The 9,936-nt window shown below is 36.8% G+C and carries 10 protein-coding genes; 8 read left to right on the forward strand and 2 right to left on the reverse strand.

The genetic code is table 11. The annotated features are described in order from the left end of the window. Positions 1-5 precede the first annotated feature (5 nt). The 6 genes from E1171_RS24755 (at position 6) to E1171_RS14890 (ending at position 6,146) form a co-directional block, all read left to right on the forward strand. On the forward strand, positions 6-164 hold the full coding sequence (locus tag E1171_RS24755) for an STAS domain-containing protein (protein WP_343031401.1): 159 nt from the start codon (positions 6-8) through the stop codon (positions 162-164). Beyond that, the gene (locus E1171_RS14870) at positions 154-573 is read left to right on the forward strand and encodes an ATP-binding protein (protein WP_155206834.1); all 420 of its coding nucleotides are present in this window, start codon (positions 154-156) and stop codon (positions 571-573) included. Before E1171_RS24755 ends, E1171_RS14870 begins: the two co-directional genes overlap by 11 nt. 250 nt (positions 574-823) lie before the next feature. Then, positions 824-2,842, forward strand: a complete 2,019-nt coding sequence (locus tag E1171_RS14875; RefSeq protein ID WP_155206835.1) for a peptidylprolyl isomerase — start codon at positions 824-826, stop codon at positions 2,840-2,842. Next, positions 2,829-3,719: a peptidyl-prolyl cis-trans isomerase gene (locus E1171_RS14880; protein ID WP_155206836.1), complete on the forward strand. Its 891-nt coding sequence runs from the start codon at positions 2,829-2,831 to the stop codon at positions 3,717-3,719. Before E1171_RS14875 ends, E1171_RS14880 begins: the two co-directional genes overlap by 14 nt. After that, the gene (locus tag E1171_RS14885; RefSeq protein ID WP_246164361.1) at positions 3,712-5,052 is read left to right on the forward strand and encodes a peptidylprolyl isomerase; all 1,341 of its coding nucleotides are present in this window, start codon (positions 3,712-3,714) and stop codon (positions 5,050-5,052) included. The genes E1171_RS14880 and E1171_RS14885 overlap by 8 nt, the downstream gene beginning before the upstream one ends. A 128-nt stretch (positions 5,053-5,180) precedes the next feature. Then, positions 5,181-6,146: an AAA family ATPase gene (locus tag E1171_RS14890; protein ID WP_155206838.1), complete on the forward strand. Its 966-nt coding sequence runs from the start codon at positions 5,181-5,183 to the stop codon at positions 6,144-6,146. Between the two features lie 57 nt (positions 6,147-6,203). Here E1171_RS14890 and pheS read toward each other — a convergent pair whose 3' ends face one another. Continuing rightward, positions 6,204-7,232 (reverse strand): phenylalanine--tRNA ligase subunit alpha, encoded by a 1,029-nt coding sequence (pheS, locus tag E1171_RS14895; protein WP_155206839.1) that lies wholly within the window; start codon positions 7,230-7,232, stop codon positions 6,204-6,206. 141 nt (positions 7,233-7,373) lie between these two features. On the opposite strand from pheS, the gene parS reads away from it, so the two are divergent. Continuing rightward, a complete protein-coding gene (gene parS, locus E1171_RS14900) occupies positions 7,374-7,832 on the forward strand; it encodes a type II RES/Xre toxin-antitoxin system antitoxin (protein WP_246164362.1) in 459 nt (152 codons plus the stop codon). Beyond that, positions 7,829-8,281, forward strand: a complete 453-nt coding sequence (locus E1171_RS14905; RefSeq protein ID WP_155206840.1) for an RES family NAD+ phosphorylase — start codon at positions 7,829-7,831, stop codon at positions 8,279-8,281. Before parS ends, E1171_RS14905 begins: the two co-directional genes overlap by 4 nt. 48 nt (positions 8,282-8,329) lie before the next feature. Here E1171_RS14905 and E1171_RS14910 read toward each other — a convergent pair whose 3' ends face one another. Beyond that, on the reverse strand, positions 8,330-9,862 hold the full coding sequence (locus tag E1171_RS14910) for a DUF4301 family protein (protein WP_155206841.1): 1,533 nt from the start codon (positions 9,860-9,862) through the stop codon (positions 8,330-8,332). Between the last annotated feature and the right edge of the window lie 74 nt (positions 9,863-9,936).

Below are 9,936 nucleotides of genomic sequence, written 5' to 3' on the forward strand. Positions count from 1 at the left end.
TTTTTATGTCTTATATTGAAGAATTTAAAAATAAGGGAGTGCGTCTGGCCCTTTTTGGTTTACAACCCAAAGTACTTAATGTCTTTCAAATTCTTGGCTTAGACCAATTGTTAAATATTAGTGAAAATAAAAATCGCGCCATACAGCAGATCAATGAAATATAAATTTACCGCATCTTGCAGCAAAAACAAACTCAAATCCATTCGGGAGTTTGTAGAGGACGTTCTTCGAGAATGTCCCCTTTCCGAGGCTGAAGCCCACAAATTGGTGCTTGCTGTGGATGAAGTTTGCGCTAACCTCATGATTCACTCAAATCAATGCAACCCTAAGGAAAATCTTGAATTGCAAATCAATATCCAAAATAATAAAGGAATTACTTTTGAGATCTCTGATAGAGGAGAGGCCTTTAATCCCAACACTTATATAGCCCCCTCGGTACAGCAGATTGTTAAGGAAAAAAGAAAAGGAGGCATGGGCCTTTTACTCGTCAAACATATCATGGATGATATAGAATTTTGCTGTAATAAAGATCAAAATGTCTGTCGCCTCTACAAAAAATTCAATTTGCGTTAACTCTCCTATATCCACCCATCAATTAAAAAGAGAATAAAAATTAGAAACCTTTATTTAACTCTACTTCCCTTTTTTATACCCATCCAACAAAATAAAATAGACCAAGACCTGCTTACACATTATAATTTTATTCCCTCCTCCTCCTACTCACTAATCTCCTATCACTATTAATTATTCACTATTCACTAATCCCAGGTGAAAAATGACAATTTTTTATTAAATTTCGGATTGTATATTTAGCCTAATATCCATGAAAACTTTAACTATCTGTCTACTGGGAATAACTCTTTTAGTTTTTTCCTGTAAACCTTCCCACAATAACAAAACCAAAACAGCTGTTCTTTTCACAGTTGGACCCAAATCGGTTAGTACGGATGAATTTGAGTACGTCTATACTAAAAACAGCCTTTATGGTGACAGTTTGTACAATAGAGAGGCTGTAAAAGAGTATTTCGACCTCTTTATTAATTTCAAATTAAAGATCGCTAAGGCTGAAGCCTTAGGAATGGACAAAGATTCTGCCTTCATCGCCGAACTCAATGGTTACAAAAATCAATTGGCCAAACCTTATTTAACGGAAAGCCGGATAAGTGAGGACCTGACAAAAGAAGCGTATGAACGATTGCAATCCGAAATAAGCGCAGCTCATATCCTGATTAAAATGCCCCCAAAAGCATCCGCCTCAGATACTTTAAAAGCCTGGAATAAAATAGAACAAATTCGTAATCAGGCGTTATCAGGTGAAGACTTTGCAGTTTTAGCCAAAAAGTATTCGGAGGATCCTTCGGCTCGTTTAAATGCAGGAGATTTAGGGTATTTCACAGCACTACAAATGGTGTACCCCTTTGAAGATGCTGCATATAAAACTCCCATTGGAACAATTTCTGAACCGGTGCGAACAAAGTTCGGCTATCACTTGATAAAAGTCAAAGACAAACGCCCTTCACAAGGGAAAATTAAGGCCGCACATATCATGATTCGGGCAACCAGTGGCATGAAGGAAGAAGACTCCATAAGAGCTCGAAACAAGTCTTTTGAAATCTATAAAAAATTGCAAGAAGGAGCCGACTGGGCGGAGATGTGCCGTCAATTTTCGGATGATTTTAACAGTAGAAACAAGGAGGGGGTCCTTCCTCTATTTGCTACGGGAAATATGCCTCCTACTTTTGAAAAAGCTGCTTTCAATCTAAAAAATAAGGGAGAAATATCCCAACCGATTCAAACTGCCTATGGATGGCATATAATTCGTCTTCTAGACAAAAAAATGTTGGAGTCTTATGAGAAAATGAAGGCAGAAATTCAAAAAAGGGTAAAAAATGATTCCCGGGCAAGTGTGAATGAAACAGTTTTATTGAAGAGACTAAAAGAAGAAAATAAATTTACTGCTAATCCTGAAACACTTTCCCAAGCGCTCTTACTAGCTGACAGCACACTTACGTCTGGAAAATGGGATTACAATAGGGAAAATAAAATGCTTAAAAAGACACTTTTTGAAATAAGTAATAAGGAGTTTTCTCTAAAATCCTTTTTTGAGTATTTGAAAAAAGAACAACAAGTCAATAAAAATCTTTTACCAGCTGATTATATGAAACAATTGTATAAGAGGTTTGAAAAAGAAAGTATACTTACTTACGAAAAAGAAAATTTAGCTAAGAAATTTCCAGAATACGCTAAGCTTATGAATGAATACCGTGAAGGTATTCTTCTCTTTCAATTGATGGATGAAATGGTTTGGTCAAAAGCCGTAAAAGACACGGTTGGCCTGAGTTCTTATTATCAAAGCCATCTTATGGACTACCAATGGAAAGAAAGGGGTCGGGCCTTTATCTACCATGCTTCTGATAAAGAGGTGTTGGAAAAGGTAAAAAATGACTTGATCACTGCTAATTCGGAAAACAACAATGGAAATAATCCATTTAACAGTTTAAAAAAAGAGCTGGAAAATAAATACAATGCCGAAACTCCTTTAACTTTACAAGTTGAAGAAGGTCTATTTGAATGGGGAAATGGGACTCCTAAAATTTTATCAAAAATAAAAAAAGAAATTGGCAGTTATGAATTGGAGGAAAATGGCCGATTTTACTATGTGGTTATTTCTGAGCTTTTACCAAAATCTGCTAAAAGATTAGAGGAAATAAAAGGTTTGGTTATTTCAGATTATCAAAATTATCTGGAAGCCCAATGGATTGACGAGTTAAAGAAGCAATATCCAATCAGTGTGAATTCTACTGAATTGGAAAAAGTTTATAGGCGATTTGAGAAAAATTAATAGTATTATTGCTCTATTATTCTGCTTTTTGGTTGGCTGTAACTTTTTTAAAGTCAAAGAAGAAAAAATTGAAGACGTTAAAAAAGTAGCCCCAATTGCCAGGGTACATGAAAAATATCTTTATCAGGATGACTTAAGTGGAATTGTCCCACAGAAAGCCTCCGATACGGACAGCACCAATATTGTGGAACGTTATGTCAAGAATTGGGTCCGGAAACAATTAATGATAGCGGAAGCCTCTCGAAAAATACAGTTCAATGAACCAGAATTGGAGAGAAAAATTCTCGATTATCGCTACGCCCTAATGATTTATGAGTTTGAAAAATATTATATCAATAAGGAGCTAAATAAGGAGGTAAATGAGAAAGAAATTGAGGCCTATTATGCTGAAAATTCAGATAATTTTCTTCTCAAGCAAAACATTCTCCAAGGCAAATTTGTCAAATTACCTAAAGAAGCTCCTAAATTAGAGCATTTTAAAAAGCTTTTTAAAAAATATAACAAAGAGAATAAAGCGGAGATTGACGAAATTAAGTCCTATTGTTACCGCTTTGCATCTTTTTATTCTTTAGAAGATTCAATTTGGCTTGATTTGAATGAGGTGCTCCAAAACACTCCGTTAAGCACAATCAATGACAAGGCCGATTTTCTAAGAAAAAACCGATGGGTAGAGACTTCTGATGACAACTTCCTTTATTTTCTTAAAATTGAAGATTACAAAATAACTAATGAAGAAGCTCCGTTAGAGTTTGTGAAAGATCAGATTACCAATATTATCATTAATAAGCGAAAAGTAGCTTTATCCAATCAACTTGAGGAACAAATTTATAATCGTGGATCAGAAAATAATGACTTTGAAATTTACATCAATGATTAAAACCGGAATTAGTGCTGTATTTGCCTTACTTTTTTGTGTTGTCAGCGGTTTTGCACAAAACAATAATGGGGAAGTTGTGGATAAAATCGTTGCCAAGGTAGATAATAACATTATCCTAAAATCAGAGGTAGAAAATACTTACAATGATTATTTGGCACGCTCCAATTATCGGACTACCATTGACAAATGTCAGATTTTAGAAAGCCTGGTTATTCAAAAAGTTTTGGTGGCAAAAGCCGAAATCGACTCCGTTACTGTTGCCGATGAACAGGTGCAAGCTAACCTTGATAGAAGAATGCAGTATTTTATTTCTCAAGTTGGTTCTGCTGATAAAATCGAAGAGTATTATGGAAAAACCATTAAGCAATTTAAAGATGAGCTACAAGAGCAGGTAAAAGAACAGATGGTTGCTCAGCAAATGCAGGATAATATTACCGCGGATATTAAAGTTACCCCTGCCGAAGTACGCAGTTTTTTTAAAAGTATCCCTAGAGATAGTTTACCTCTTTTTGATACTGAGGTAGAAGTAGCTCAAATTGTTAAACTTCCAGAAATTAGTAAAGAAGAAAAAAATAAAACCAGAGATTTATTAAATAACCTAAGAAGTAGAATTGTCGCGGGTGAAGATTTTGGAAAATTAGCGCGACAATATTCCCAGGACCCTGGTTCCGCTCAATTCGGCGGGGAAATTGGTTTCTTCCAAAGGGGACAATTAGCACCAGAATATGAAGCTACTGCTCTACGCTTAAAACCAGGAGAGATAGCCTCTCCCGTTGAATCAGAATTTGGATTTCACCTAATTCAATTGATTGAAAGACGTGGAAATGAGTTCAATACCCGACATATTTTGATTAAACCTACTCCGACCGATGCTGACCTTAAAGTAGCAGAACATTATTTGGATAGTTTACGCCAGGACATCCTGGATGAAAAAATCACATTTGAAAAAGCCGCCAAAGAATACTCCGAAGACAAAGCCACTGCAGCTACTGGTGGGTTCTTTTCTGATGAGTCGGATAATAACCTGAAGATATCTACCAAGGCGCTTGATTTTAACATTTTCCTTACAGTTGATACAATGAAGGTAGGAAGCATTACTAAACCTCTGGAATTCACCACAAAAGATGGAAAAAAAGCCGCTCGAATATTATTCTATAAAGATCGCATTAAAGCGCATCAGGCCAATCTAAAGCAGGATTACCAAAAAATATATATGGCAACCCTGAATGAGAAAAAAACAGATGCCATTAATGAATGGTTTAAAACTGCCAAAAATGATGTATTCATTCAGATTGATGAAGAATACGATAAGTGTAAAATTCTGGAAGATTAGAAAATAATTAGAAATTACTAAAATAGCGCCCCTTTACGGCGCTATTTTAGTAATTTAAATATCTGGGCACTATATCATACCTACATTCTTAATTAATGTTTGTAACTCTTAATTAACCTCCTCTCGCCATGAAAGAAATCCCCTCTGAAGTAGAAACAGCAGAACGGCTACATCAAGCATACAAAGATCTGAATAGAGAAATTTCCAAAATAATTATAGGTCAAGAAGAAGTGGTGCGCCTCTTACTAACTTCAGTCTTTTGTAAGGGACATTCTTTGCTGGTGGGTGTTCCTGGTTTAGCAAAAACCCTACTTATAAAAACTATTTCCAGTGCCCTGGACTTAAATTTCAACAGGATTCAATTCACTCCGGACTTAATGCCATCTGATATTCTTGGGGCTGAAACCCTTGACAAAGAACGTAACTTTAAATTTATCAAAGGCCCTGTATTTTCTAATATAATTCTGGCCGATGAGATTAATCGAACACCCCCCAAAACGCAAGCGGCCTTACTAGAATCCATGCAGGAATATCGTGTGACAATCGCAGGAAAGGATTACCCTTTACAACAGCCTTTTTTTGTATTAGCCACTCAAAACCCAATAGAACAAGAAGGCACTTATCCACTTCCGGAAGCTCAGCTTGACCGTTTCATGTTCAATATTGTATTAAATTATCCCGATTTCCAGTCCGAACTGGATATTGTAAAACAAACTACAGCAACAGTCGACCAAGAGGTAAAGCAGATCCTAAGTGGGGAGGAAATCATGGAATATCAACATTTGGTAAGAAAGGTTCCCATTGCCGACAATGTGGTAGAATACGCTGTTGGTCTGGTTCACAAAAGTAGGCCAAATTCTGCCCTGGCAAACGAATTTACAAACCAATTTCTGGAGTGGGGAGCTGGACCACGAGCATCACAATTTTTGGTGATCGCAGCCAAGTGCAATGCCTTATTAAATGGTAAATATTCCCCCGACATAGAGGACATTCAAGCTACAGCAAAACCCATTCTCAGGCACAGGATCGTTAGAAACTTTAAAGCTGAAGCAGAAGGAATAACTGTAGATGATATTATTGAAAGACTCCTATAAGGAGGACCAGAAATTACGAATTAAGAATTATGATCATTCTTAATTCGTAATCCTTAATTAAGTGAAGGGTGTAAATTGCTTTAGAAAACGAACATCATTTTCGGTAAACAATCTCAAATCTTTTATTTGATACTTTAGCATTGTCATTCGTTCAATTCCCATACCAAAAGCAAATCCGGTGTACTTCTTCGAATCAATGCCACAATTTTCCAGAACATTTGGATCCACCATTCCAGAACCTCCGATTTCTACCCATCCTGTGTATTTACATATGTTGCAGCCTTTTCCATGGCAAATCTGGCAGGAGATATCAATCTCAGCACTTGGTTCTGTAAATGGGAAATAGGAAGGACGGAACCGGATTTTGGTTTCTTTCCCAAACATCTCTTTCACAAAGTGATAAAGAGTTTGTTTCAGATCCTGAAAGCTTACATTCTCATCCACATAAAGACCTTCCACCTGATGGAAAACACAATGAGCTCTTGCTGAAATAGCCTCATTTCGGAAAACACGCCCAGGAGACAATGTTCGGATTGGTGGTTTTTGATTTTCCATTACTCTTACCTGCACAGAGGAAGTATGGGTGCGTAAAGCAATATCAGGATCTTTCTCAATAAAAAAAGTATCCTGCATTTCCCGAGCAGGATGATTGGGTGGAAAATTTAAAGCTGTAAAATTGTGAAAATCATCCTCAATTTCTGGTCCTTCGGAAAGATTGAAACCCATGCGTTCGAAAATCTCTACAATTCGGGCTCGAACTATCGTTAGTGGATGAATAGATCCCAAATCACCTGACACCGTTGGTAAAGTTAAATCAGGGTGATCTGCAGTCTCACTAACTTTTGAAGAACTTAATTCCTCTATTAATTCTTGAAACCGAGATTGGGCCAGGTTTTTTAATTCATTAAGCTCCTGCCCCATAGCCTTTTTATTTTCTGAAGCTACATTTTTCAGCTCTGCAAATAAAGCCGTTAACTCTCCTTTACGACTAATAAAACGTAGTCGATATTGTTCAAGCGCTTCTTCAGAAACCGCCTGGTATTTATTTATTTCTTCCTTTAATGCCTTAACCTTCTCTGACAACATTTTTTGTCTTCCTAAATATTATTACTGTAAATTCAATTCCCCTTAATTAAACGGTAAAGATAGAAAGAAAGCAGCATGAAGCCAAACCATGGAAATTAGTCGAGAGATAGAAAACTTTTCAGAAAGAAAAGCGTTAAATTTATGACAATCTTCGTATATTTAACGACAAATGACAAAACCATGAGCGCATTAGAAATAAATAATGATTTCTCCACTCTAGACGAAAAGGATACAATGTTGCTGATAGCTACAGTAAGAGAAGGTCTAAGTCATCGTATGTTCAGTAAAATTGCAGCAATAAGCCCTTGGAGTCAAAAGGAATGGGCAGACTTTTTACATATTTCGGAACGAACCCTCCAGCGCTATCAAAAAGAAAAGAAAGACTTTGATCCCATTCACTCTGAGAAAATTCTTGAGATTGCTCTACTATACAAAAAGGGGATAGAAACCTTTGGAAAGGCTTCCAATTTTAACTACTGGCTGGAAGCTCCCAATATAGCCCTGGGAGGAGTGAAGCCAAAAGAGCTACTTGACAATACTTTTGGTATTCAGCTTCTAAAAGATGAATTAATTCGGATTACTCACGGCATTTTTGCATGATCATATATAGGCTTTGCAAAAAAGAGTTTAGCCAGGATCTTAGCGGAAGAGGAGCTGAATTGGCTGGAGGACGTTGGAATAGCAAAGGGACCCCCATGGTCTATTGTTGTGAATCCCGAGCACTTTGCACCGCTGAAGTTGCCGTACACCTTCCTTTGGGAATTATTCCTTCGGATTTTACCTTGCTTACAATTAGCCTACCAGATCATTTACCTATCTTTGAATTAGAAACGCTTCCAAAAAGCTGGAACAAACTTCCACCGGCAAAATCGACTAAACTAATAGGAGACCAATACATTAAAGAGAATAAATATTTGATTTTCAAAGCTCCTTCTACAGTTGTATTAGGAGATTATAATTATCTTTTAAATCCCAGGCATCCAGATTTTAAGAAAGTAGAAATTAACAAAACGGAACCTTTTCAATTTGATCCTCGACTTTTTGTTTAAAAGAGTTGCAAGAAAAGAACACTTTTTACCATTTTTAAGCTCTCAACTTCATTTTCCTTTTTTCTCCTGATGAGCATCCCTTAACAAATCGCTCACTTCTTTCACCGGACTAAAAGTAACAGCCGGAACCTCTACAAAAATTGTATTCCAATCTGCCATAGCACCATTCCATAAACCTGGTAATTCCAGGGCCTTTAACTTTACCCCCTCCTTTGACTTTATGGAAATGAATCCAGTATCGGGATCGCGGTACTTTAAAAGATTAAATTTTTCACCTTTATAATTTTTCACCCCACAAACCAAATCAACCGGATTAAAATGAGTAGCATTTCCCAAGGCTTCCTTTGTTTTCGGGTCTGTCTTATCCATTTGTGCAGTTTCTACAACTTGTAAAGAGACCGAATTATCAGCATTTCTTACCAAAAAAGGACCACCTCCGGGCTCTCCTTCATTCAATACCATCCCACAGACACGAATGGGCCTGTTTAACTTTGACCTTAAATAATCTAGTTTTTGACTTTTAGTCATTGAAAGATATTCCTGAGAGAATTCGGTAAAAAGTTTATTTTGGTAAAAAGACCCAATTTCGGAGATTAAACCCTCATGTACCTCTTTTTCGTCATCCAGTCTATCTAAATAAGAAAAAATGGTATCCTGATACTCAAGGAGTACACCAGCAATTACCTTTTTAGATCGCTGAACCTCGTCCTTGAAACGATCATGCTGCACATTGTCAATATTTTTAATGAAAATCAGATCAGCGTCGATATCGTTGAGATTTTCAAGAAGGGCTCCATGACCTGATGGACGAAACAACAGCTTCCCATCAGAGGTGCGAAATGGCTCATTATTCAGGTTCACTGCAATAGTGTCGGTGCTACACTTTTGTTGAGAAAAATCTACTTCAAATAAAACCTTGTATTTATCCTCATAATATTTCTTAACTTCAGCCAATAATTTATCAAATTCCATTTGATGTTCCGGGGAAACCGTAAAGTGTACATGCACTTTTTGGTCAGCGCCCTGAGCATAAAGCGCTCCCTCTACCAAGTGTTCCTCAAAAGCAGTCCGTGTTTCTTTTTCAGCATATTTATGAAACTTTAGCAAGCCCTTAGGCAAGGAACCATAACTTAGCCCCTCTTCACCTACCAATGCTTCCAAAATCTTTGCATTTTCTGTCTTTTTATCCAAGCCTTCAAATAATTTCGCCTTCTCCTTAATAAACTTCTCTAAATCCCTGTAAAACGCAAAATCTTTCAATCGATCTACTAAAGGAATAATTTCTAGGGCTACACTTTCATCACCCTTTAGATATTGAAAAACCTTTTTAAACATACGGGAGGCGGCTCCAGATGCCGGCACAAACTTTACTATTTTAATTCCTGGGAACTTTTCAGCTGATTGCACGCTATAATCTTCCCCTTCTTCGGAGGTGAGCTTTAAAATACCATACCGTTCAGATGCTGCTTTTTCAATTTTCACCGGAGCAATTCCTTTCTTAAATTGATTTAATTGAGCCAGGATCTGCTCTTTTTTAATGCCTCTTTCGTTAAGTAATTCGAGGTCCAGAGTTGATTGCATTTAGTTTATTGATGTTAATGGAGATGTACGAGGGGCGCATCTTTTATTCACTTCACCTAATTTAAAGTAGGAAA

The organism is Xanthovirga aplysinae, from assembly GCF_009711365.1.
GTDB lineage: Bacteria > Bacteroidota > Bacteroidia > Cytophagales > Cyclobacteriaceae > Xanthovirga > Xanthovirga aplysinae.

What these genes read in the sequence shown, in the direction of transcription:
- E1171_RS24755 (WP_343031401.1), top strand. Translation starts at nt 6, where the DNA reads ATGTCTTATATTGAAGAATTTAAAAATAAGGGAGTGCGTCTGGCCCTT.
- E1171_RS14870 (WP_155206834.1), top strand. Translation starts at nt 154, where the DNA reads ATGAAATATAAATTTACCGCATCTTGCAGCAAAAACAAACTCAAATCC.
- E1171_RS14875 (WP_155206835.1), top strand. Translation starts at nt 824, where the DNA reads ATGAAAACTTTAACTATCTGTCTACTGGGAATAACTCTTTTAGTTTTT.
- E1171_RS14885 (WP_246164361.1), top strand. Translation starts at nt 3,712, where the DNA reads ATGATTAAAACCGGAATTAGTGCTGTATTTGCCTTACTTTTTTGTGTT.
- E1171_RS14890 (WP_155206838.1), top strand. Translation starts at nt 5,181, where the DNA reads ATGAAAGAAATCCCCTCTGAAGTAGAAACAGCAGAACGGCTACATCAA.
- pheS (WP_155206839.1), bottom strand. Translation starts at nt 7,232, where the DNA reads ATGTTGTCAGAGAAGGTTAAGGCATTAAAGGAAGAAATAAATAAATAC.
- parS (WP_246164362.1), top strand. Translation starts at nt 7,374, where the DNA reads ATGACAATCTTCGTATATTTAACGACAAATGACAAAACCATGAGCGCA.
- E1171_RS14905 (WP_155206840.1), top strand. Translation starts at nt 7,829, where the DNA reads ATGATCATATATAGGCTTTGCAAAAAAGAGTTTAGCCAGGATCTTAGC.
- E1171_RS14910 (WP_155206841.1), bottom strand. Translation starts at nt 9,862, where the DNA reads ATGCAATCAACTCTGGACCTCGAATTACTTAACGAAAGAGGCATTAAA.